Annotated in this window: 18 protein-coding genes and 1 pseudogene; 11 read left to right on the top strand and 8 right to left on the bottom strand. The window is 61.4% G+C overall.

Features of this window, described 5'->3' with window-relative positions:
• The first annotated feature begins 75 nt into the window (after positions 1 to 75).
• The 3 genes and pseudogenes from V1278_RS01830 (at position 76) to V1278_RS01840 (ending at position 4,968) form a co-directional block, all read left to right on the top strand.
• Entirely contained in the window at positions 76 to 630 is a 555-nt protein-coding gene (locus V1278_RS01830) for an ActR/PrrA/RegA family redox response regulator transcription factor (protein ID WP_028347745.1), read from the top strand.
• A 193-nt stretch (positions 631 to 823) separates the two neighbouring features.
• Positions 824 to 2,546 (top strand): annotated as a pseudogene (locus V1278_RS01835) (SulP family inorganic anion transporter).
• Between the two features lie 301 nt (positions 2,547 to 2,847).
• The gene (locus V1278_RS01840) at positions 2,848 to 4,968 is read left to right on the top strand and encodes an MASE1 domain-containing protein (protein ID WP_334366021.1); all 2,121 of its coding nucleotides are present in this window, start codon (positions 2,848 to 2,850) and stop codon (positions 4,966 to 4,968) included.
• On the opposite strand, the gene V1278_RS01845 is transcribed toward V1278_RS01840, so the two are convergent.
• A complete protein-coding gene (locus tag V1278_RS01845) occupies positions 4,963 to 5,625 on the bottom strand; it encodes a response regulator transcription factor (RefSeq protein ID WP_334366020.1) in 663 nt (220 codons plus the stop codon). The two genes, V1278_RS01840 and V1278_RS01845, sit on opposite strands and share 6 nt — an antisense overlap.
• 417 nt (positions 5,626 to 6,042) lie before the next feature.
• On the opposite strand from V1278_RS01845, the gene opgC reads away from it, so the two are divergent.
• Positions 6,043 to 7,425 carry an OpgC domain-containing protein gene (opgC, locus tag V1278_RS01850; protein ID WP_334379513.1) on the top strand — a complete coding sequence of 461 codons (1,383 nt, stop codon included), beginning with the start codon at positions 6,043 to 6,045 and terminating at the stop codon, positions 7,423 to 7,425.
• 61 nt (positions 7,426 to 7,486) lie between these two features.
• The gene (locus tag V1278_RS01855; protein WP_334366018.1) at positions 7,487 to 7,705 is read left to right on the top strand and encodes a hypothetical protein; all 219 of its coding nucleotides are present in this window, start codon (positions 7,487 to 7,489) and stop codon (positions 7,703 to 7,705) included.
• A gap of 49 nt (positions 7,706 to 7,754) precedes the next feature.
• Here V1278_RS01855 and V1278_RS01860 read toward each other — a convergent pair whose 3' ends face one another.
• The 3 genes from V1278_RS01860 to V1278_RS01870 all read right to left on the bottom strand — a co-directional run bounded on the left by V1278_RS01860 (position 7,755) and on the right by V1278_RS01870 (position 9,823).
• Positions 7,755 to 7,967, bottom strand: a complete 213-nt coding sequence (locus tag V1278_RS01860; protein WP_334366017.1) for a DUF2945 domain-containing protein — start codon at positions 7,965 to 7,967, stop codon at positions 7,755 to 7,757.
• A 377-nt stretch (positions 7,968 to 8,344) separates the two neighbouring features.
• The gene (locus V1278_RS01865; protein ID WP_334379514.1) at positions 8,345 to 8,830 is read right to left on the bottom strand and encodes an MmcB family DNA repair protein; all 486 of its coding nucleotides are present in this window, start codon (positions 8,828 to 8,830) and stop codon (positions 8,345 to 8,347) included.
• 159 nt (positions 8,831 to 8,989) lie between these two features.
• Positions 8,990 to 9,823 carry an RMD1 family protein gene (locus tag V1278_RS01870; protein WP_334366015.1) on the bottom strand — a complete coding sequence of 278 codons (834 nt, stop codon included), beginning with the start codon at positions 9,821 to 9,823 and terminating at the stop codon, positions 8,990 to 8,992.
• Positions 9,824 to 10,008: 185 nt separating this feature from the next.
• Here V1278_RS01870 and V1278_RS01875 point away from each other — a divergent pair, with 185 nt between their 5' ends.
• Positions 10,009 to 10,689, top strand: a complete 681-nt coding sequence (locus tag V1278_RS01875; protein ID WP_334379515.1) for an MBL fold metallo-hydrolase — start codon at positions 10,009 to 10,011, stop codon at positions 10,687 to 10,689.
• A gap of 34 nt (positions 10,690 to 10,723) precedes the next feature.
• On the opposite strand, the gene V1278_RS01880 is transcribed toward V1278_RS01875, so the two are convergent.
• Entirely contained in the window at positions 10,724 to 11,935 is a 1,212-nt protein-coding gene (locus V1278_RS01880) for an extracellular catalytic domain type 1 short-chain-length polyhydroxyalkanoate depolymerase (RefSeq protein ID WP_334366013.1), read from the bottom strand.
• A gap of 127 nt (positions 11,936 to 12,062) precedes the next feature.
• Positions 12,063 to 13,469, bottom strand: coding sequence for an MFS transporter (locus tag V1278_RS01885; protein WP_334379516.1), 1,407 nt, complete (start codon positions 13,467 to 13,469; stop codon positions 12,063 to 12,065).
• A gap of 251 nt (positions 13,470 to 13,720) precedes the next feature.
• Between V1278_RS01885 and V1278_RS01890 the strand changes: the two genes are divergently transcribed.
• The gene (locus V1278_RS01890; protein WP_334379517.1) at positions 13,721 to 14,962 is read left to right on the top strand and encodes an LLM class flavin-dependent oxidoreductase; all 1,242 of its coding nucleotides are present in this window, start codon (positions 13,721 to 13,723) and stop codon (positions 14,960 to 14,962) included.
• A 222-nt stretch (positions 14,963 to 15,184) separates the two neighbouring features.
• A complete protein-coding gene (locus V1278_RS01895) occupies positions 15,185 to 16,561 on the top strand; it encodes a cytochrome P450 (protein WP_334379519.1) in 1,377 nt (458 codons plus the stop codon).
• Between the two features lie 144 nt (positions 16,562 to 16,705).
• Here V1278_RS01895 and V1278_RS01900 read toward each other — a convergent pair whose 3' ends face one another.
• Together V1278_RS01900 and V1278_RS01905 are read right to left on the bottom strand one after the other, a co-directional pair.
• Positions 16,706 to 17,203, bottom strand: coding sequence for a cupin domain-containing protein (locus tag V1278_RS01900; protein ID WP_334379520.1), 498 nt, complete (start codon positions 17,201 to 17,203; stop codon positions 16,706 to 16,708).
• Positions 17,204 to 17,236: 33 nt separating this feature from the next.
• Entirely contained in the window at positions 17,237 to 18,073 is an 837-nt protein-coding gene (locus V1278_RS01905) for an SDR family NAD(P)-dependent oxidoreductase (protein WP_334379521.1), read from the bottom strand.
• Here V1278_RS01905 and V1278_RS01910 point away from each other — a divergent pair.
• The 3 genes from V1278_RS01910 (at position 18,072) to V1278_RS01920 (ending at position 21,162) form a co-directional block, all read left to right on the top strand.
• Entirely contained in the window at positions 18,072 to 18,248 is a 177-nt protein-coding gene (locus V1278_RS01910) for a hypothetical protein (protein ID WP_334366007.1), read from the top strand. The genes V1278_RS01905 and V1278_RS01910 overlap by 2 nt on opposite strands.
• 13 nt (positions 18,249 to 18,261) lie before the next feature.
• The gene (locus V1278_RS01915) at positions 18,262 to 19,224 is read left to right on the top strand and encodes a sensor histidine kinase (RefSeq protein ID WP_334366006.1); all 963 of its coding nucleotides are present in this window, start codon (positions 18,262 to 18,264) and stop codon (positions 19,222 to 19,224) included.
• 162 nt (positions 19,225 to 19,386) lie between these two features.
• The gene (locus V1278_RS01920) at positions 19,387 to 21,162 is read left to right on the top strand and encodes a putative bifunctional diguanylate cyclase/phosphodiesterase (protein WP_334379522.1); all 1,776 of its coding nucleotides are present in this window, start codon (positions 19,387 to 19,389) and stop codon (positions 21,160 to 21,162) included.
• Positions 21,163 to 21,218: the final 56 nt, after the last annotated feature.

Consider the following 21,218-nt stretch of genomic DNA (forward strand, 5'->3'; position numbering starts at 1 on the left):
GGGCCCTTGGCAGTGCAAAATTACCGCGCCATATGGTCTATAAGTGCTCCGCATCCGCAACCGGGATACCTTGCCTTGAACGACATCGCCGAACTGAACGATCTCGCCGACCGCTCGCTGCTGATCGTCGAGGACGACAAGCCGTTTCTGGAGCGCCTGTCGCGAGCGATGGAAACCCGCGGTTTCGCGGTGACATCCTGTGACACCGTGTCTGACGGGCTGGCGCAGATCAACAAGTCAGCACCGGCCTTTGCGGTCGTGGATCTGCGGCTCGGCGACGGCAACGGGCTCGATGTGGTGTCGGCGCTCAAGCGCAAGCGCCCCGACGCGCGCACCATCGTGCTGACCGGCTACGGCAACATCGCAACCGCCGTCACGGCGGTGAAGATGGGCGCGGTGGACTATCTCTCGAAGCCTGCCGACGCCGACGACGTGGTCGCGGCGCTGCTCGCCAGCGGCACCGAGAAATCCGAGCTGCCGTCCAATCCGATGTCGGCGGATCGCGTGCGCTGGGAACACATCCAGCGCATCTATGAAATGTGCAACCGCAACGTCTCCGAAACCGCGCGGCGTCTGAACATGCACCGCCGGACCCTGCAGCGCATTCTCGCCAAGCGCGCGCCGCGGTAGTCCCCCGCTGTCAATCCCCGATCATCTCGGAGCCCCTCCAGGTTTGCCGAAGGCGGCCGTCGTCCTGCGCCGCAGGCATCGGCTATAATCAGCCCGGATCAACGGAAAATCTCGCACGGCAGGGTATGCGTGAAGACCGGTCGCAACGGCGCCGAGCCCAAGCGCGCCCGGCTAGGCTTGGGAGTGACCGGCAATGAAGCACTGGATTCGCTGGCTGCCAGGTCTCGACACCCTCCGTCGATATGAAGCGGGGTGGCTCAGGCACGATATCCTCGCCGGGCTCGCGCTGTCGGCCATGCTGGTCCCGGTTGGCATTGCCTACGCGGAGGCGTCGGGCTTGCCCGGCATCTACGGTCTGTACGCAACCATCATTCCGCTCTTTGCCTACGCATTGTTCGGCCCAAGCCGCATCCTCGTGCTGGGACCGGACTCGGCGCTTGTAGCTATCATCCTTGGCGTTGTCGTTCCGTTGTCTGGCGGGGATCCGGTCCGCGCGGCAGCCTTGGCCGGCATGATGGCAATCGTTTCCGGGGCGGTACTCATTCTGGCAGGCATCGCGCGCCTGGGCTTTGTGACCGAGCTGCTCTCCAAGCCGATACGCTACGGCTACATGAACGGAATTGCATTGACCGCATTGATCAGCCAGCTGCCAAAGCTGTTCGGCTTCTCGATCGAGAGCGAAGGATCTTTGCGGAGCTTGTGGGCGATCGCCGGTGCCGTCCTTGAAGGAAAGACCAACTGGGTGGCCTTCGGGATCGGGCTCGGCACGTTGGCGGTTATCCTGCTGCTCCAGAAATACAAGCGGCTGCCGGGCATTCTGATTGCAGTCGTCGGGGCAACCGCCGCTGTCGCTGCGCTGGACCTTACGACGCGTTACAGCGTGGCGGTTCTGGGTCCCCTTGCGCAGGGTCTGCCGGGTTTCGCCGTTCCCTGGATCGGTCCTGGCGATATAGTTCCGGTGCTGATCGGCGGTTGCGCGATCGCCATGGTATCTTTTGCAGATACCAGCGTGCTTTCGCGCGCCTATGCCGCACGATTGGGCGATCACGTTGATCCCAACCAGGAGATGGTGGCGCTCGGCGCCGCCAATCTGGCAACCGGTCTTTTTCAAGGTTTTCCGATCAGCAGCAGCAGTTCGCGTACGCCTGTTGCGGAAGCCGCCGGCGCCCACACTCAACTGACCTGCATCGTTGGTGCGCTTGCCATCGCTTTCCTTCTGCTGGCGGCACCCAATCTCCTTCAGTATTTGCCTAACGCTGCGTTGGCCGCTGTCGTCATCGCCGCTGCGATCAGCTTGATTGAGGTCACCGATCTCAAACGGATCTTTCGCATTCAGCCGTGGGAGTTCTGGCTATCGATCGTCTGCTTTGCCGGCGTGGTAGCGCTCGGAGTGATCCCGGGAATAGGCCTGGCAATCGCTATCGCCATTGCCGAATTTCTATGGGACGCCTGGCGCCCGCACTCCGCCGTACTGGGCCGCGCCGACGGCGTCAAAGGTTATCATGACATCACAAGATATCCGGATGCACGCCAGATCCCCGGGCTGGTTCTGTTCCGATGGGATGCGCCTCTGTTCTTCGCCAATGCTGAATTTTTCAAGGAGCGCGCTCTGGACGCGGTTGCGAAATCCCCGACGCCCGTCCGTGTGGCTGGTCGTTGCGGCGGAGCCGGTCACCAGCGTTGACGTCACCGCCGGCGACACGCTCGCCGTGTTGGACGAGACGTTGCACGCACAGGGTATCGAGCTTTGTTTTGCCGAACTCAAGGATCCCGTAAAGGACAAGCTGAAAAAATTCGGACTGTTGGCGCAGCTTGGCGAGAATTGCTTTTTCCCAACCGTCGGCGCAGCCGTTTCCGGCTACCTGGAAGTCCATGACGTAGAGTGGGTCGACTGGGAAGACCGAGCCAAACGTTAGGGGGTGACATGCCGGGCACACGCTGATCGACTTCCGCCCTTGGCACTTGGTGGCCGTGATCGACGTCCCGACAAATGTCCGCTGGTCAGGGAAGAGCGGACCTCGAGGGTCTAGCCGCGATGTCCGAGAATGACCCCTTTTCAGACTTCGCGGGGCAAAGGCTTACTGCCAGCTGCGCGTTCTGCTACCTCTGGGTAGTTTTCTCAACGAACCCGAATTGCGATTATGCAGGGCAATTGCGGTGGCCGCCGGGGTGGGTCAGTCAGGCAGACGATCCAACTGCCTAGTCCAGGCGTCAACGATGTCCGATCCACGATCACTAACGCCGGAGATAAAGTTCCGCCGAGGCATTAGCTATGCCGGCGGTCTGGTCGCAATTGGACTGATCTATTTCGCCCTGGCAAAAGGCGGCCTTGCTCTCGCCTCTATTCATCCCAGTGCAACACCAATTTGGCCACCGACGGGTGTCGCGCTGGGGGCGGTGCTATTGTGGGGATATCGGACTTGGCCCGCAATTTTCACGGCGGCGGTGATCGCCAATGCGACGACCGCCGGCTCGGTTGCCACCGCAATTGCGATTGCGACCGGTAACTCTCTTGAAGCGATTGTTGGCGCTTACCTGATCAATCGATGGTCGGGCGGATGTAATACGTTTTCGATGCCAAATTCTGTCGCGAAGTTTGCTCTGATTTGCTTCGTGATCGCGACACCAATCAGCGCCAGCATTGGACTGATCAGCCTTGCAACCGCCGGGTACATCGAACCGACGAATTTCGTGGACGCCTGGGTCACATGGTGGCTGGGAGATGTGACCGGTGCGCTGGTCATTGCCCCTGTTATTGTGCTTTGGGCATCAAGCCACTATCACGCTTTCAACCGCAATGAATTTTTGGAGACGGTCGGCGTCCTCGCGACCGCAGCGACTGTTGGACTCATTGCTTTCAGTCCCCTGATCGAGCAAACGCCAAGCCGAGATCCATTGGGTTTTCTTGCGATCTTGCCAATGTTGTGGGCGGCGCTGCGCCGCGGTCCACGCGACACCGCAACGGTTGCGCTGGTGCTTGCGGGCATCACGATTTGGGGGACGCTAATGGGCGGCGGTCCCTTCACGACTGCGGATCTCAACGCTTCATTCCTGCTGGTGTTGATGTTCTTGATCAGTATTACCGTTCCAAGCTTGTTACTGAGTGCTGATGTCGAGGTGCGCAAGAAAGCGGAGGAAAGTCTGCGCCGCGCGCAGATCGAACTCGAACGGAAGGTCGCAGAGCGAACGCAAGAGCTGGAACTCGCCAATGCAGCAAAATCGCGCTTTCTTGCCATGGCAAGCCATGATTTGCGGCAACCCTTACATGCACTAGGCCTGTTCGTTGCACAGTTGCGCACGCCTCTCAAATCGCGGGAAAGAACAAAGACGATCGAGCGGGTCGATGCAACGCGTAAAGAAATGGACGATATGTTCAATTCGCTTCTGGATATCTCCAGGCTCGATGCTGGGATGCTTACCCCCAAAATTACCGAGTTCCCGATCGCGCGCCTGTTGGAAACGCTAGAGACGAGGTTTGATCAGGCAACGCGAGAAAAAGGCCTGCGTCTACGTGTTAGGCGAAGTGACGCCTGGGTGCGCAGCGACGCCATGCTGCTCGAACGCATACTGCTCAATCTGGTATCCAATGCTGTGCGCTATACCTTGCAGGGCGGGATCATTGTTGGATGTCGTCGCCGCGGTGAAATGTTGCGTATCGAAGTATGGGATAGCGGTCCCGGCATTCCTGAGGATCAGAAGCAGAATATCTTCGGCGAGTTTTTCCAAGTTCCTGCCCCCGGACGGAACCAGTACAGCGGCCTGGGGCTTGGCTTAGCCATTGTCGACAGGCTTCGCCTGCTTCTCAACCATCAAATCGAGTTAGCTTCGACTGTGGGCCGAGGTTCGCGATTCGCGATCCTGGTTCCGATGGCAGATCAATGCGTCACGTCCACCGAGCCGGTCGACCCACCTCAACCCGCAGCATTCGCTGTCGAAGGCAAGGTAATTCTTGTTATTGCAGATGCTCCAATTGTGCAGGAGGGAACGGGCGGATTGCTTGGCAAATGGGGATACTCCGTCCTTACCGCCGGGTCCGACGAAGCTGCACTTTACCGACTTGCTGAGCGCGAACAACGCCCCGATCTTATAATCTCGGACTATCATCTTGCGAGCGGCAAGACCGGGATTCGAGCAATTGAACAAATCAATGCGGCGTTTGGTTCATCAATTCCAGCTATTCTCATCAGCGGCGATACGGCACCTGAACCATTACGTGACGCTAAGGATAGAGGATACATTTTGCTGCACAAGCCTGTCGACCCAATGCGGCTCCGCGCTGTTATGCGCGAGCTCTTTATGGATCATGACGATAGGAGAGACACCGGGACGGCTTTATGACTCAGATTTCGGCGACAATTCGCAGCCCATTTTTCCTACTTTAATTACTGCCTCGGTGCGGCTTGTTACGCCGAGTGCCTTGAGAACGACCGTGACGTGGTTCTTCACTGTCGGCACCGCCATATTGAGGGTCTTGGCAATGACCTTGTTGCTTTTTCCCTTCATCAGGAGCGCAAGCACTTCAATCTGCCGATCAGTCAACCCGAGATCCTTAAGAGAGTCGTGCGTTGCTAGCTTATTTGTAAGCCGCGGAGACGTTGTTTCCTCCAGAATCTCCGAGGGAATGTAAATACCACCGGAGAACACTAACTTAATGGCGTTGAGCATGACCTCACGTTCGGTAGTCTTCGGGATGAAACCCAGAGCGCCAAGTTTGAAAGCGCGCTTGACTGTATCTTGATCATCCGAGGATGAGAGAATGATGATAGCAATGGTCGCATAGCGGTCTCGCAGTTCGCGGAGGACAGAGAAGCCATCTCGATCAGGCAAATTGATATCAAGCAAAATGAGGCTGATGTCGGGATGTTCCTCGACTATGTGCATTGCCTGACGGCTGTTCGAAGCTTCAAATATGACGGCGTCTCGCTTCAGTTGTTTCAGGACACCGCGCAACGCCTCGCGAATCAATGCATGATCGTCGACAATAAGAACTTTCATAAAAGCTCTCCGTCATCCCATTGCACGGAGATCCAATTGAAAAGAATATCATATACCCACCTTCGGGTCTTTGGCGAGGAAGAGGCTGGCGGAAGACTGGCTCCCGAATCCGTCCATCAATTGATGCCGAGATCTCTACGGTACCTTAATCATAGGACCTAGGAACCTGTCTGTGTGGACCTCCGGCTGATTTACGCGCGCCGTGCCGCTGAACGATAATCGTCAACGGATAGCCTCACGCGCTAGGAGATTCTACCAAGCGCATATGGTCGTTATCGCAATAGCTTTTCGTGGCCGAGTTCGGCGTGAAGCAGCTCTAGACTGCGGCGTTGTCACGATCCGGCAGTGCGGCGGCGATGTTTTTTATCAAATTCGGTCCCTCTTGAAGCGCGCTCGCACGCCGGATGGGGCAACCAGATGGATGATCGAACCGCCACCCCGAAGCCATTGGTAGGCGCGCTGCCGGAGCTGAAAGGCCAGGGTCGTGACCTGCGAATAGATGCCTGCCGGGGCATCGCGCTCTGGTGCATCTTTCTTGACCATGTCCCCAACAACATCGGGAGCTGGCTGACGCTGCGGAACTACGGCTTCAGCGATGCCGCGGAAGTGTTCATGTTCGTCTCGGGCGTAACCTGCGCGCTGGCCTACGGCAAAGCATGGCGCTGCGAGGGCTGGACCGGAGTGATCAGCCGAACGCTGCGGCGAAGCTGGGACATTTATGTCGCATTTCTGCTGCTCACGCTCGCCTGCGCCATCCTGGTTCACCTCGCAGGCACGGGCCGCCTTGCTGACGAGAGCAATACGCGCATCTTGCTGGACCATCCGGGCGCAACGCTCGCGCGCGCGGCGGTCCTGCAATACCGTCCCGTCAACACCGACGTGTTGCCGGTCTTCGTGCTTCTTCACCTCTTGTTTGCGCCGCTGCTGTGGCTGCTGCTGCGAGCGCCGAACGTGACGCTTGGCGCCTCGCTGGCGCTTTATGCGCTGGTGCATGTCTTTGGCTGGACCGTCCCGGCCTGGCCAAACGGCCACTGGGCCTTCAATCCGCTGGCCTGGCAGCTGCTGATCGTGCTTGGCGCGTGGTGGATGATCGAAGGCGAGAGAGCCCGGCCGTGGGGGACCTCGCGCGCCGCGCTTGTGGCTGCCGTTCTCTATCTGGTGTTCAGCCTCATCATCGCGTTGAGCTGGCGCATCAAACCGCTGGAAGTGCTGGTCCCGCAGGCGCTGCTGACGGTGCTTTTCCCGATGGACAAATCGAATCTCGATCCATTGCGACTGCTGCATTTTTTGGCCCTTGCGGTTTTGGCGTCATGGCTCGTGCCCCGCAAGTGGCGAGGGTTGATGACACCGGTGATGCGCGGCGCGATCCTCTGTGGCCAGAACTCGCTGCCAATCTATTGCGTCGGCGTTCTCTTGACGTTCGCCAGCCACCTGGCGCTGCTCGACATCTCGGACGGACTTGCGCTGCAGATCACGCTCAGCGTTGGTGGCGTGTTGGTGATGATCGTGGCGGCGACGATGCTGAACTTGATCAAGATCAAACCCAGGCAGCCGCACGCGAAGCCCGCCGACCTGGCCGTCGAGCAGCCAACCAAGTTTGAGCTGGTCGTCGATCTCAGGACAGCCAAGGCGCTCGGCGTTGACATTCCGCCCACGCTGCTCGCCGCGTGCCGGCGAGGTGATCGAATAAAGATGCTGTTTGCCCCGGTGCGCGAATTCGGCTGCGGCGCTGATCCAGTGCCAGCAATCGCGCACGCCGTGGGGCCATTAGCGAAAAATGTGGACCAGGATGTGAGTTAGATCACCAAGGACTGTGGAGCCTGCCCCTTATTCTTCCGGCCATCGTACAGGAGCCAAGGCCATGATTTCCCACCCAAGGACCCACAAGGGAGCGGTGCTGATCGCGGCGTGGATGGTGTTTGCCTGCGTAGTGGCATTACTGTCGGTCAACCTGACATCACCCACCAGCGCCGCGCTCGGCGCTGACTGGCAGTGCAGCAGGTTTGCGCTCGTAGTCACGACCTGCACCCCGGTGCGTGCACACGAGACCGTTTCCACTGGCGTGCGCAAGCGGACTTAGTACACGACGTCACGCCGGCCGCAGTGCTTTCGAATTCACGGTCGGGCCATCAGCCGAGGCGCCTCAACACCCCGGCCTTGTGCAAGGCGATGTGATCGGTCTTGTCGCTCTTGATTTCATACTGCGGATCCTCCCGTGTAGCACGGTGGATGTGGCCTTTATAGTTGACTGCTCGTTTGTGCACTTTGATGATTTTTCCGCGCACACGTCCGGCTTCCGAATTCCAGCTCACGTGATCGCCAACCTTAAACGCTTTGGCCATGGCTCACTCCTGGTCCGCTCCCTATCGTAGGGCTACGCACGATGAGAAGAGCGCGTCTGTATAACCTTGATCGCAAATTTTGTGTTCCTGCCTGCTAGCGAATAGCCATGTCGCGCCGCACAGGCGAGAGCGAAGATCGATCAGTCGAGATGTGGCGTGACGTTGAGTCCGGCGATGTCCGGAAGTGGCCCATTTCGAACCTCGCGCAATCTCCGATCCGAGTCCGCTGTGCGCTCAAAAGCTGACATCATCGATTATGAATTCGGGGCAGAGCGCCGCTAGCGCGGCGGGCTCTGAACCGGCCCGCCTGTTTCGCCGGCTGATTTGGCAGGCGCGCTCTCGAACTGCGGATTTGAGCCGGCGAGCCGCTTCGCGGTCTAAAACTCGCCGTGTCCCTGCGGATCTACCAGCCGGTTGATCCGCTGGGCTGCCGCCATCGCAAAGCGCACCGTCATCGATTTGCGCGTGGCCGCCGGCAGGCGATGCTCGGGCGCTTCGCAATGCAGATGGGCGCCATAGGCGTCGGCGATAATCAGGCCGGTGTCTTGCGGGAAGATATCGCAAGGAAGATCCTGCGTGAAGGCGAAGAACAGCCGGTCGCAATGCATCCGGTAATCCTGCCATTTCTGGTCGGCGCGCAGATCCTCCACGGATGACTTGATCTCGATGATCCAGATCTCGCCCTTCTCGTTCAGCGCCACCAGGTCGGCACGCCGGCCCGACGGTAGCGGCAATTCGCTGACGCACGAAAAGCCCAGCGACCGCAGCAGCCGCGCGGTGCCGCGCGCGATCGCCAGCGCCGTCTCCGACTGACGACGGTCGGGCGGAGGCACGAGGCTGATGTGGCGGGCGGGTGATTCCATGGCGCTCGAACCTTAGCCGATTCCGGGCCGTCCAACAGGCGGTCCCTCGCCGCGTCGGCCGCAAATTTGTTCCCCGGCCCCCGGCTCGGCGCTCGCGGAGCCTGTCATCGGGCGCGCGTTCGCGCGACCCGTTGGCTCGCTTGGCCGGGACGACAAAGCTCAGGGGTGCCGACCCATGGCGAGTTGATAGATCGTCACCAGAACCTCGAACAGGATCAGGAGCACGATGATCACTTCGAGCCGAAGCGAGCGACGCGTGTCGATGATATCGGTCAACACCTGCGCGCTCTCGGCAATCACGGCGAGCTTGTGGTTCAGCGATTCCGCACGCTCATTGAGCTCGTACTCGTCCTCCAGCCGGGCATACAGCCGCTCCAAATGCGGCTTGTCCCAGAGCACGTCGGGTTTCTCTGCCACCTCGACCGGCCCCGACACCCGATGCCGCACCAGTAGCGCGCTGCCGATATTTTTCAGGATCGAGCGACGGCTGCCGCGCATACGCCCGCTCAGCGCCAGTTCCCGCGCGAACGGTTCGGTCGTGTCGAAGACGCTGGCAACCTCGCGTTCATGCCGAGCCAGAACGACGCTCTTCGCCAGCGCCTCGCCGATCAGGATCAGCCGCTCGGGCGAAAGGCTTTGCAGACAGATCGGCCCGCCCGGTGGAATCTGGTCCTCCCTTTCCGGGGCCAGCTCGACGATTGCGATTTCCTCGTCACGCCGCGCAAACTTGCCCGTCATGCGCTTGTCAAGGCCGCGAAGGAATTCCTCTTCTTCCAGCGCGTTCAGTCCGATCAGGACCACCACGCCATAGCGGAAGAGAATCGCGACACCATTCTCGTTGACGCGAAACGCAAGCGGTGTGGTGGCAAGGACATCGCCGCGCTCAAGGCCCGACGTGTTCAGGCGATCGCTGACAAAGAAGGCGCGAGCCGTGGTGCGAGGCCCGACCAGCGACGATGTCGAAGCCTTATTCGATGCAGAATCCTGGCTCATGGAAATCCCAACTGCCGAACCCCGATGAAATCCGAAACTGGCCGGCGAAGGCGATACAAGACGTCGCACTCCAACCCGTCACACGACGCGCAACGCTATCACGGAGCCGTGTGGATCGCACGCCGGATACAAAATGATCGCAAACCCCGTGTTGACGACCTTCCGGGGATGAATATGTTCCCCAGATGGAAAACAGAACCGATACCCAGGCCGAGAACCAGGCGAAGGCCGGCGCGATGATCGTGCCGGTGACGCTGTTCGAGCAGAACTGCACCATCATCTGGCACGAGCCTTCCAAGAAGGCCGTGGTGATCGATCCCGGCGGTGACGTTCCCAAAATTCTGGAGGCGATCAAGCAGACCGGCGTCACGGTCGAGAAGATATGGCTGACGCACGGCCATATCGATCATGTCGGCGGCGCCGCCGATTTGCGTGACGCGCTGCAGGTCAAGATCGAGGGTCCGCATATCGCCGATAAATTCCTGCTCGACAACGTCGTCTCGAGCGGCGAGCGCTTCGGCATCACCGGGGTGCGCAATTTCGGGCCCGACCGCTGGCTCGACGAAGGCGATCAGGTCTCGATCGGCGAACTCACCTTCGACATCCTGCACTGCCCCGGCCACTCACCCGGCAGCGTCGTGTTCTTCAACAAGGAATTGCGCTTCGCCCATGTCGGCGACGTGCTGTTCAACGGATCGGTCGGGCGCACCGACCTGCCCGGCGGCAGCCACGCCATGCTGATCAATTCGATCAGGGAAAAGCTATTGCCGCTCGGCGACGACGTCGGCTTCATCTGCGGCCATGGCGCCGGCTCCAGCCTCGGTCAGGAGCGGCTGACCAATCCGTTCCTTACCGACGCGATGTGAGCTGAAATTGTCCGGCTGACGCTGTGGTGTCCGGCTACTTCATCAAGCCTGCGGCCGTCAGCGCGCGGGTGATGACGCTGCCGACATCGATGCCGCGGCGCTTCGGTTCGCGCGGCGCCGGCTTGTGTTCGCGAACCGGCTTGTGGGTCCTCGACCAGAGTCTTGCGGCGATATCGGACGACTGCAGGGATTCCGTGGCAGCCGACCGAACGATCTTTGGCGCCTGCGCTGGCCTCGCCGCTTCGCTGGCCGGACTGACGCGCTCGGTCAAGCCGAAAAAATTTGCGATGTGATACGACGAGGAAATTCCCGCCTCGATCAGGAACGCGCCTTCCGCGCCGTAGCGCTCGTCATTGCCGGCAAGCCCCAGCGGCGTACCGTGGGCCATATCGGTGATGGTATAGGACTCCACGACGGTCTCGCCGTCTTCATTCCACCAGACCTCGCGCGGATGGCCGTCGACGTCTCCCATCGACATCGGCGCCGCCGGCAGGCCGTGGACGTCGAGCCACTGCTTGACGATCTCATTGGCGTTGCCCGGGTTGACGGTGCGGTCGGCGCTGCCGTGCCATACCGATACTTTCGGCCATGGCCCCCTGTGCTTGGAGGCCTTGCGCACGAGATCGCCCAGCTTGCCAGCGGGGCGTGATGTCGACTGCATCATGCCGCCGAGCGCTTCGCGGACATTGCTGGCGATACCGTAGGGCAGACCGGCGATGATGGCGCCGCCCGCAAACACGTCCGGATAGGTCGCCAACATCACCGAGGTCATCGCGCCGCCGGCGGAAAGCCCGGTGATGAAGATGCGGCGCGAATCGAGTTTGTGATCGGCGACCATCCGCGCAACCATCTGACGGATCGAAGCGGCCTCGCCGCGGCCGCGCGCGATGTCGCCCGGATTGAACCAGTTGAAGCAGGTGTTGGCGTTGTTCGACGCCTGCTGCTCGGGCATGAGCAACGCAAACCCGTAGCGTTTGGCGAGCGTCGACCAGCCGGTGCCGAAATCGTAACCGGCCGCGGTCTGGCCGCAGCCATGCAGCACGACGACAAGGGCGCGTGCGGGCAGCAATTGCTCCGGCACGAACGCGAACATTTTGAGCGCGCCTGGATTGGTGCCGAATCCGCTGATTTCGACGAGCGGACTGCCGGCCCCGGGCAACGTGCTTCGGCCATAGATTCCCAGGCCATTGAACCCGTTCAGCTTCGGGAAATGGCGCAAGAATTCGACGTTCTTGGCGAGAGACAACGACAGGCTCCTGGGGCGATTGTTCTTAAATCACGCTACCCAGAACAGATAGTTGTTGCACTGCAAAATAGAAAGGCCGTGCACTGTCATTCCCCACAATCAAATTTTGGCAGTTGACGTTAATTTGTCATCCTGTGATCCGACGCATCCATGTCAGGAATGCGGCGCAGACGATGATCGACAACGCAAACAGCGCGCACGCGACGAGCAGCGCCGGCCGCGCCGACTGGGCGGCTTCGATCGCGAAGAAGGCCGCGCCGATTGCGGCCACGCCGGCCGCGTTGGCGATTTGCGCGGTCGTGCCGTACATGCCGGAGCCCGCACCGGCGCTTGCCGGTTTCACAGTCGAGAGCACGGCGCTCGACAACGGTGCCATCACGAGCCCCTGGCCATAACCGAAAATCGTCAGCACCAGCGCAAGTACGATCGCGGACGGCGCCTCGATCCATTCGACCGCTGCCACCAGGACCGCAAGGCCCGCAATCTGCACCGCACAGCCCTCGATCAACACCAGCGTGCCCCGACGTTTGGCCCGTATTCCACTATGCCGCGAGGCGATCACGAAGGTCAGCGCCAGCGGCAGGAAGACGAGGCCAGCCTGCAGCGGCGGAATGTGCAGTCCCTTCTGCATGTAAATTGTCATAACGAGATAGAACGACAGGTTGGCGAAGAAGAAAGAGAACACCGCAGCCAATCCGCGCATGAACGCGGCATCCGACAGCAACGAGAGATCGATCAGCGGCATGCCGCCGCGGCAGGCGACCGCACGCTCCAGCCGCAGGAAGGCGGCGATGATGGCAAGACCCACCGCCATCGCCAGCCAGACCGCTAGCGACCAGTGCAGGTCATGGCCGAATAGCAGCGGGCCGATCAGGCACAACAGCCCGAGAAACAGGACGATGGCGCCTGATATATCGAGCCGCGTCCCGGCCCGGCGCGGCGCCATCGGCATGATCCTGAAAGCCGCGGCCATGACGACAGCGCCAAAGGGCACGTTGACGAAGAACACTGCGCGCCAGCCGAGGCCTGCGAGATCGAGCGCCACCAGAACGCCGCCGAGCAGAAAGCCGGCGGCACCGGCCAAACCGAGCACGATGCCGTAGATTGCGAAGGCGCGGGCGCGCGAGGCGTCCGCGAACAAGAGGTGAATGGTGGCGAGCACCTGCGGCACCATCAATGCCGCGGTCGCGCCCTGCGCCAAGCGCGCGGCGATCAGTTCGGAACCGGATTGCGCCAGCGCGCACCACAGCGAGGTAATTGTGAAGCCCGCGACGCCTGCGATGAACACGTTGCGCGTGCCGTAGATATCGCCGAGCCTTCCGCCGGTGATGACGAGGGTGGCATAGGCGATCAGGTATATCGCGATGACCGCCTCGATCTGCGCCGCGCTCGCGTGCAGCTCGGCCGCAATGGTCGGGATCGCGACATTGACGATGAAGGCATCGACCCCGAACATGAACTGTGCCGCAACGACGGTCGCGAGCACGAGCCAGCGACGCGAAGTATCGACGGGATTGGAGACGATCTGATGCATGAGAACGGCCTTGTCCGGGGTCCTTGCGCCCGATGATCTCAAGCCCTGATCATCCCGGCGATTACCTGGCGGGTAACTTTCCTCAAATTCAGCCGGGAAGGCCCGCGTAATTCCGGGCGGCGGCAAGTCAGCCAGCTACGCGCGACAACCATGCGCTGCCGGCGGGCTGACGAGGTTGCCTTGCTACGGCCCACCCCGTAGGCTTCCTGCCAAGCAATTCCAAAGAACAATAGACCCGGAGAGAACCACCCATGGCACGCCTGAAATTCGGAGCCTTTCTCGCCCCGCATCATCCGATTGGCGAGCATCCGTTGCTGCAATTTCGTCGCGACCTCGACTTTGTCGAACAGATCGACACGCTCGGCTTCGACGAATTCTGGTGCGGCGAGCACCATTCCTCGGGCTGGGAAATGATCGCTTCGCCGGAAATGTTTCTGGCCGCTGCCGGCGAGCGCACCAAGCGCATCAAGCTCGGCACCGGCGTGGTCTCGCTGCCCTATCACCACCCTTACAATGTCGCGCAGCGCATGGTGCAGCTCGACTGGATGACCGGCGGCCGCGCCATTTTCGGCTCAGGTCCGGGCGCGCTCGCCTCCGACGCGCACACGCTCGGCATCGATCCGATGACGCAGCGCGACCGCCAGGACGAGGCGATCGCGATCATCCGCCGGCTGTTTAGGGGCGAGCGCGTCACCGCCAAGAGCGACTGGTTCACCATGCAGGACGCGGCGCTGCAATTGCTGCCGCTGCAGGAAGACATGCCGTTCGCGGTGGCGTCGCAGATTTCACCGTCAGGCATGACGCTTGCCGGCAAATACGGCATCGGCATCATCTCGCTCGGCTCGATGTCGACGCAGGGCCTGATGGCGCTGCCGACGCAATGGGGCTTTGCCGAGGATGCCGCCAGAAAGGCCGGCACCACCGTAAGCCGTTCGGACTGGCGCGTGCTGCTAAGCTGGCACATCGCCGAGACGCGCGAACAGGCGCAGCGCGAGGCCGGTGCCGGCCTGATGCGCTGGCACAACGAATATAATGTGCGCACGCTGCAGCGGCCGGGGCTGGAGCCGTTCACCTCGCCCGAGGACGCGATCGAGAAAACCGCCGGCGGCGAAAATGCCGCCTCCACCATCGGCACGCCGGATGATCTGGTCAAAACCATCAAGAACCTGATGCAGGTCTCGGGCGGCGTCGGGGCCATCATCGGCTTCGTGCACGACTGGGCCAATCCGGAAAACACAAGGCGTAGCTGGGACATGGTCGCGCGCTACGTGATCCCCGAAATCAACGGCTATGTCGCAAAACTGCGCGAATCGCAGAAATTCCTGGTCGAGAACCGCGCGGTGTTCGAGCGCGCGGGCCAGGCCGTGATGGCCAAGATCATGGAAAACGAAAAGGCCGCCGCCGCCTTGCAGCACACCGGCCCCGGCCGCGTCGCGATTCCCGCCGTGAATGCGCCCGACCTGCAGAAGGAAGCGGCGAAGCGCAAGGCGTAATGGGCTTTGTGAGGGGCAACGAGATCTGTCCCCGTCATTGCGAGCGAAGCGAAGCAATCCATAGCGCCACAAGCGGGGGACATGGATTGCTTCGCTACGCTCGCAATGACGGGGTTGGCAGCTTTGCCCTATTGCCATACCGGGAGACAATTTAAGGCCGCGACAAAGCCGCTGACACGGGCGATAATACTCGCAATCCGAAGCTCAACCGGAGCAATTGCCATGTCGATGCAGAGTGTGGCTTCCCCCGTCAATATCCCGGTGCCGCCGAACCCCAAGGCGTTGCGGCACATTCCCGGTAACGAAGGGTGGCCGTTCATCGGCAACACGCTGGCGGTGCTGGCCGACCCCAAGGGACAGATTGAGAAGTCGGCCGCCAAATACGGTCTGATCTACCGTACCCATCTGTTCGGCGAGACCAGCGTGACGATGCTCGGGCCCGAGGCCAACGAGCTCGTGCTATTCGACCAGGCGCGCCTGTTCTCCTCCACCCATGGCTGGGGGCCGATCCTCGGCCTGTTGTTTCCGCGCGGGCTGATGCTGCTGGATTTTGAAGAGCACCGCCTGCACCGCCGCGCGCTGTCGGTCGCGTTCAAGTCGGGACCGATGAAGTCCTACCTCGTCGATCTCGACCGCGGCATTGCCGCGCGGGTCAAGCAGTGGAAGGCGCAGCCAGGCGAGATGCTGGTGTATCCGGCGATGAAGCAGCTCACGCTCGATCTGGCGGCGACGTCGTTCCTCGGCGCCGATATCGGGCCTGAGGTCGACGAGATCACCCGCGCCTTCATCGACATGGTGGCCGCCGCCGTGGCGCCGATCCGGCGGCCGCTGCCGTTCACGCAGATGGGTCGCGGCGTTGCGGGCCGCAAGCGGATCGTTGCCTACTTCTCCGAGCAGATTCCGATCCGCCGCGCGCGTGGCGGCGGCGATGACCTATTCTCGCAGCTATGCCAGGCGACGCACGAGGACGGTGCGCTGCTGTCGACCCAGGACATCATCGACCACATGAGTTTTCTGATGATGGCGGCGCATGACACGCTGACATCGTCGCTGACATCCTTTGTCGGCGAGCTTGCCGCCCACCCCGAATGGCAGCAGCAGTTGCGCGAGGAAGTCAAAGGCCTCGGCATCGAGGCCAACGATCCCTCCAGCATCGACAATCTCGAAAAGATGCCGCTGTCGGAAATGGCGTTCAAGGAGGCGCTGCGGCTGAAGCCGCCGGTGCCGTCGATGCCGCGCCGCGCGGTGCGCGACTTTTCGTTTAAGGGGTACGACATTCCCGCCGGCACGCTGGTCGGCGTCAATCCGCTGTTCACGCACCATATGCCGGAGATCTGGCCCGAGCCGGACAAGTTCGATCCGAGGCGTTTCTCCGACGAGGCGCAGCGCACCCGCCACCGCTTCGCCTGGGTGCCGTTCGGCGGCGGGGCGCATATGTGCCTCGGCCTGCACTTCGCCTACATGCAGGCGAAGACCTTTGCACGGCATTTCCTGCAGAATCTCGAAGTGTCGCTGGAGCCCGGTTACAAGGCGGACTGGCAGATGTGGCCAATCCCGAAGCCGCGGGACGGGCTGCGGGTGGTGGTGAAGGCGATCTAGCCGTCATTGCCGGGCTTGACCCGGCAATCCATCGCGCTTCGCTTGATTCTTTTCGATGGATGCGCGGGGCATAGGCGAGCGGAAGCGACGCCGTTCTTCGAACGGCTATGCCCGCGCATGACGAGTTGGGATCGGGGTGCGCTCTTACTTCACCAGCGTCGTGAGCTGCGCGCCTTCATCGGCCACGAACACCGCGATCAATTCCGCCGGCTCCGTAGTGCTGGCATTGGCCGAGACCAGGTGGGTTGAGCCAGGCGGCTCGAAGAACGACTGACCTATCCCAAACGTCTCGATCGGGCCGCCGGCAAGCTGCGAGCGGATCTCGCCCTTGGTGACGTAGGCGGTGACGGAGCCGGCATGCTGATGCGCAGGCGTAAAGCCGCCCGGGCCGTAGAATACGCGCACGATGGTGACGCGCTTGCCCGGCACGTTCGGCAGTGCATGCGAGCTGATCGGCTCGACGACATCCTGCGTGGAGCCGGTCACACTGTTGGCGCAGAGCGGCTCGATGATCGCTGACACCGCGTCCATGGTCGACGGCAGCGTCTTGCTGATGACGAAGGCACAGGCGAGCCCGGCGATGATGGCGAGATAGAACGGGCGAGAGTTGGCTGGTTGTGACAGCCGAAATGTTGCAGACATTTGCGTCTCCGCTTGCAATTTGTAGCCGTGACCCTACCCCTGATCGAACGCCTTCCTCAGCGTGACATAGCCCTGCTGCTGCTGGCTCCAATTGCGGCCGCCGGTCATGGCGCCGTCGACCACCAGATCGTGGCCGTTGATGAAGGAGGATTCGTCGCTGGCCAGAAACACCGCGGCGTGCGCGATATCCTCTGGCAGACCGGCGCGCGGAATCGGCTGCGCGGCCTTGTAGACCTCGCGCATCACGGCCGAGGTCTTTTCGGCGGCTTCCACCGACAGGCCGAGCGCTTTACCGAAAATGCCGGTCGCGATCGCGCCGGGCGAAATCGAATTGACGCGGATGTTGGCTTCGCCGAGCTCCATCGCCACGCATTTGGTGAGATGAATGACGGCGGCCTTTGCCGCACTATAGACCATCGATGACGAAAAGCCGGCGAGGCGGCCGGCAATGCTGCCGTTGTTGATGATGCTGCCGGAACCCTGCTTGCGCATATGCGGCGCCGCATGTTTCATGCCGAGCATCACGCTGCGCACCAGCGTCGCCATCGCGGCGTCAAACCGCTCGACCTCGAGGCCTTCGATGCCGCCGGTCTGCGCCGGGCCGCCGGCATTGTTGAACAGGCAATCGATGCGGCCGAACTTTTCCACCCCAAGCCCGATCAGCGCGCTCATCTGTTCTTCCACCGTGACGTCGGTCTGGCGGAAGATGCAGTTGGCGCCGAGCTTCGTGGCCAGCGCCTCGCCCTCCGGCGCGCGGCGCCCGGCGATGACGATTTTTGCGCCCTCGGCGACGAATAGCTCCGCGGTGTGCAATCCGATGCCGCTGGTCGCGCCGGTGATCACTGCGACCTTGCCGTCCAGCCGTCCCATGTTGTTACCCCCGTCGAAATTCGTTGATGCCAATATTCCCGCCTCTCAAGGACAAGGCAAGCGAGCTTGTTCCATCGCAATCGCCCGGCGCTCGGCTGGCCTTGCTGCCTTCCGCGCCACGAAATCCCCGATTTTCGGTATGATCGGCCATATTTTGGATGCGCTGATCACGTGAAGTGACAACCCCGATGAAGAAATTGATCGACGAGCTCAGGCACGGCTGGCAGGGGATCTCCCAGCCCTCCCTGCTTTCCAGCACCGTGTTCGCGGCCGGCTGTCTTGCCTTGTCGACGATCGCCCGGTGGGGCATTGCCCAGATTCGTCCGGACGTATTCTTCACGCCTTATTTTCCAGCCGTGTTCCTGGCCGCCGCCGTCGGCGGCGCCCGGGTCGGGATCGCGACGGCAATCGCGGGAGGCGCGCTCGGCGTCTTCGTCAATTTCAGCAGTGCCACGGCCGATTCCGCACGGTTTGCGCTGCTCGTGATGTTCTGGGCAGTTTGCGGCTTTGCCATTTGGGGCGTCGACCATTACCGGAGGATCGTCGCGCAACAGCGGGAAGACGCCAAACGCCTGGTCCAGGAAGAGGAATATCGCAAGCTCCTGGTCGAGGAGTTGCAGCACCGGCTCAAGAACAAGACATCGACGATCCACGCCGTGCTGCACCAGGTCCTGCAGGACCAGCCGCAGATCTGGGGCAGTATCGATCGCCGCCTCCGCGCATTGTCGGCGACCGACGATTTGATCGCGCGGCTGGACGGCAGCGGCTGTGACATCAAGGATATGCTGCGTTCCGAGCTCGGACCCTACGGCCATGTCCGGTTCAATTTGAACGGCGATGCGCTGTTTCTGCCGGCCAAACTCGCGGTCAGCCTGGCGCTGATCTTCCACGAGCTGGCCACCAATGCAGGCAAGTACGGCGCGTTTTCTTCGGCCCGCGGACTGCTGCAGGTGTCGTGGTCGGTGTCGGACGATCGCCTCAATCTCACCTGGGATGAAACCGAAGGCCCCGTGATCGAAGGCGTCGGCCCGCCGGGCTTCGGCACCAAACTGTTGCAATCGGCACTGCGCTCGTTCGACGGCAAGACCGAGATCAGCTTCCTGAAGACCGGCGTGCATTGCACGATGCAATGCAAGATCCCGGCGAGCTAGGCGATTGCCGCCGGCACGCGCGAACTCTCTCGCATTGCGTTGACACTCTGTTAATGACGATCGAGCCCGGTGCGGTTCGAAATCGCCGACTCCTACGGTTGTTGCGGCTTTTCGGAAGTGCGCTTAACCAATACTACAACCGACTTTGCCAAGCTCCGCGGCATGCAAAGTCCCTACAAGAACGACTTTCAGACGGCGGCTACGCAGGCCGGCAACGAAAGCGCATTCGAATCCGAACTGAATATCCTAAAGGATATCTTCAGGCTGCTTCCGACCGGCGTGACGGTTCAGGACGAGAACGGCGAGTTCGTGCTGGTGAACGACGCCGCGGCAGCCGCGCTGCAGATGGCCACCGCCGCGCCGGAGGCCTCGCACCTGAACGATCGCCGCGAAACCTGCCTCGAATTGCTGCGTTCCGGCCGCCCGGCGGTGCTGGAAGAATCCATTGCCGGTGGCAAAGCCAAGCAGGTATTCCTGACATCCCACCGGCCGGTTCGGATCGCCGAGCGCAATCTACTGATCTCGAGCTCGACCGACATTTCCGAACAGAAGGCGTTCGAGGAGCATCTGTTCCGCTCCGCCTACTACGACGAGTTGACCGGGCTGCCGACGCGGCGCGTGATCGAACATCGCGTCAACAGTCTCTTGAAGTACGACAACGGACAGGGCCTTTTCGCGTTGGCCTTCCTCGACGTCGATAATTTCAAGCACATCAACGACTACTACGGACATTCGGTCGGCGACGGGCTGCTGGCGGAGATCGCCAAGCGGGTGGGACTTGATTTGCGCGACACCGACATTCTGTCGCGGATCAGCGGCGACGAGTTCGTGCTGCTGCTCAACCCGGTCCAGAGCGAGAGCGAGGTCGCCGAATTCATCCGCTTCATTCTGCAGCGACTGAAGGCGCCGTTCTTCATCGACCAGTCTGAAATCTTCGCCTCCACCTCGATCGGCGTCAGCCTCTACCCCGAGCACGGACGCAGCTATGAAGAGTTGCGTCAAAACGCCGATATCGCGATGTACCGCGTCAAGAACGGCAGCAAGGGCGCCGCCGCGTTCTTCGACGCCAGCATGGAACGCGAAGCGCTGGCGCGGATGAAGGTCGAGCAGGCGCTGCGGGTGGCGATCCTGGAAAAGCGCTTCTGCTGTGCGTTCCAGCCCAAGGTCGATATCCGGACCCAGGAGCTCATGGGCGTCGAGGCGCTGGTGCGACTGCGCGACGACGAGGGGGTGATTCAAGCCCCCAGCACCTTCATCAATCTTGCCACCGAACTCGGCCTGATCGACGAATTGACTCACCTGGTGCTGGCCGAGATCGTCAAATCGATCGACCTGATCAACGAAAACTTCGGCCCGGACACCACGATCAGCATGAACGTCGCGGCCAAACAGGCCGGCAATCTCGAATTCATGCGCCCGTTCGCCCAGGCGATCGAAGCCACCGGATTTCCAAAGCGCTTCATGATCGAGGTGACGGAAGACGCCTTCGTCACCAAGACGCATTTCCAGGACGAGATCCTGCCGATCTTCCGCAAGCTCGGCGTCAAGATCTCGATCGACGATTTCGGCATCGGCTATTCGTCGCTGTCGGCGTTGGCCGACATTACCGCCGACGAGATCAAGATCGACCGCTCCTTCATCACCGATATCCATAAGCGTCCGCGCAGCCAGGGCATCTTGCGGGCAATCGAATCCCTGAGCGAAGCGCTCGGGATGACCGTGATCGCCGAAGGCATCGAAACTTTCGAGGAACTGGCCTACCTGCAAGCAGCGACCAAGATCCGCTACGCCCAAGGTTACTATTTTTCAAAGCCGATCTTCCTGGAAGACCTCAAACTGACGACCCCGCGCGCCAGCGAGGCGCGCGCCAGCCAGACTAGCCGGCCGGCACAGGCAAACCGCCCCACCTATTCACGAGCCGGTGGCTATCGCCGTTAGACTTGGCGATTGCCCCGAAGGACCCTCGATTAAGGCTTAGGTAACCGGATTTCCTA

The organism is Bradyrhizobium sp. AZCC 1577 (assembly GCF_036924575.1).
GTDB lineage: Bacteria > Pseudomonadota > Alphaproteobacteria > Rhizobiales > Xanthobacteraceae > Bradyrhizobium.

Excerpts from the sequence above, each read along its gene's own strand:
- V1278_RS01840 (WP_334366021.1), top strand. The coding sequence starts at position 2,848 with ATGTCCGATCCACGATCACTAACGCCGGAGATAAAGTTCCGCCGAGGC.
- V1278_RS01845 (WP_334366020.1), bottom strand. The coding sequence starts at position 5,625 with ATGAAAGTTCTTATTGTCGACGATCATGCATTGATTCGCGAGGCGTTG.
- opgC (WP_334379513.1), top strand. The coding sequence starts at position 6,043 with ATGGATGATCGAACCGCCACCCCGAAGCCATTGGTAGGCGCGCTGCCG.
- V1278_RS01855 (WP_334366018.1), top strand. The coding sequence starts at position 7,487 with ATGATTTCCCACCCAAGGACCCACAAGGGAGCGGTGCTGATCGCGGCG.
- V1278_RS01860 (WP_334366017.1), bottom strand. The coding sequence starts at position 7,967 with ATGGCCAAAGCGTTTAAGGTTGGCGATCACGTGAGCTGGAATTCGGAA.
- V1278_RS01865 (WP_334379514.1), bottom strand. The coding sequence starts at position 8,830 with ATGGAATCACCCGCCCGCCACATCAGCCTCGTGCCTCCGCCCGACCGT.
- V1278_RS01870 (WP_334366015.1), bottom strand. The coding sequence starts at position 9,823 with ATGAGCCAGGATTCTGCATCGAATAAGGCTTCGACATCGTCGCTGGTC.
- V1278_RS01875 (WP_334379515.1), top strand. The coding sequence starts at position 10,009 with ATGGAAAACAGAACCGATACCCAGGCCGAGAACCAGGCGAAGGCCGGC.
- V1278_RS01885 (WP_334379516.1), bottom strand. The coding sequence starts at position 13,469 with ATGCATCAGATCGTCTCCAATCCCGTCGATACTTCGCGTCGCTGGCTC.
- V1278_RS01890 (WP_334379517.1), top strand. The coding sequence starts at position 13,721 with ATGGCACGCCTGAAATTCGGAGCCTTTCTCGCCCCGCATCATCCGATT.
- V1278_RS01895 (WP_334379519.1), top strand. The coding sequence starts at position 15,185 with ATGTCGATGCAGAGTGTGGCTTCCCCCGTCAATATCCCGGTGCCGCCG.
- V1278_RS01900 (WP_334379520.1), bottom strand. The coding sequence starts at position 17,203 with ATGTCTGCAACATTTCGGCTGTCACAACCAGCCAACTCTCGCCCGTTC.
- V1278_RS01910 (WP_334366007.1), top strand. The coding sequence starts at position 18,072 with ATGTTGTTACCCCCGTCGAAATTCGTTGATGCCAATATTCCCGCCTCT.
- V1278_RS01905 (WP_334379521.1), bottom strand. The coding sequence starts at position 18,073 with ATGGGACGGCTGGACGGCAAGGTCGCAGTGATCACCGGCGCGACCAGC.
- V1278_RS01915 (WP_334366006.1), top strand. The coding sequence starts at position 18,262 with ATGAAGAAATTGATCGACGAGCTCAGGCACGGCTGGCAGGGGATCTCC.
- V1278_RS01920 (WP_334379522.1), top strand. The coding sequence starts at position 19,387 with ATGCAAAGTCCCTACAAGAACGACTTTCAGACGGCGGCTACGCAGGCC.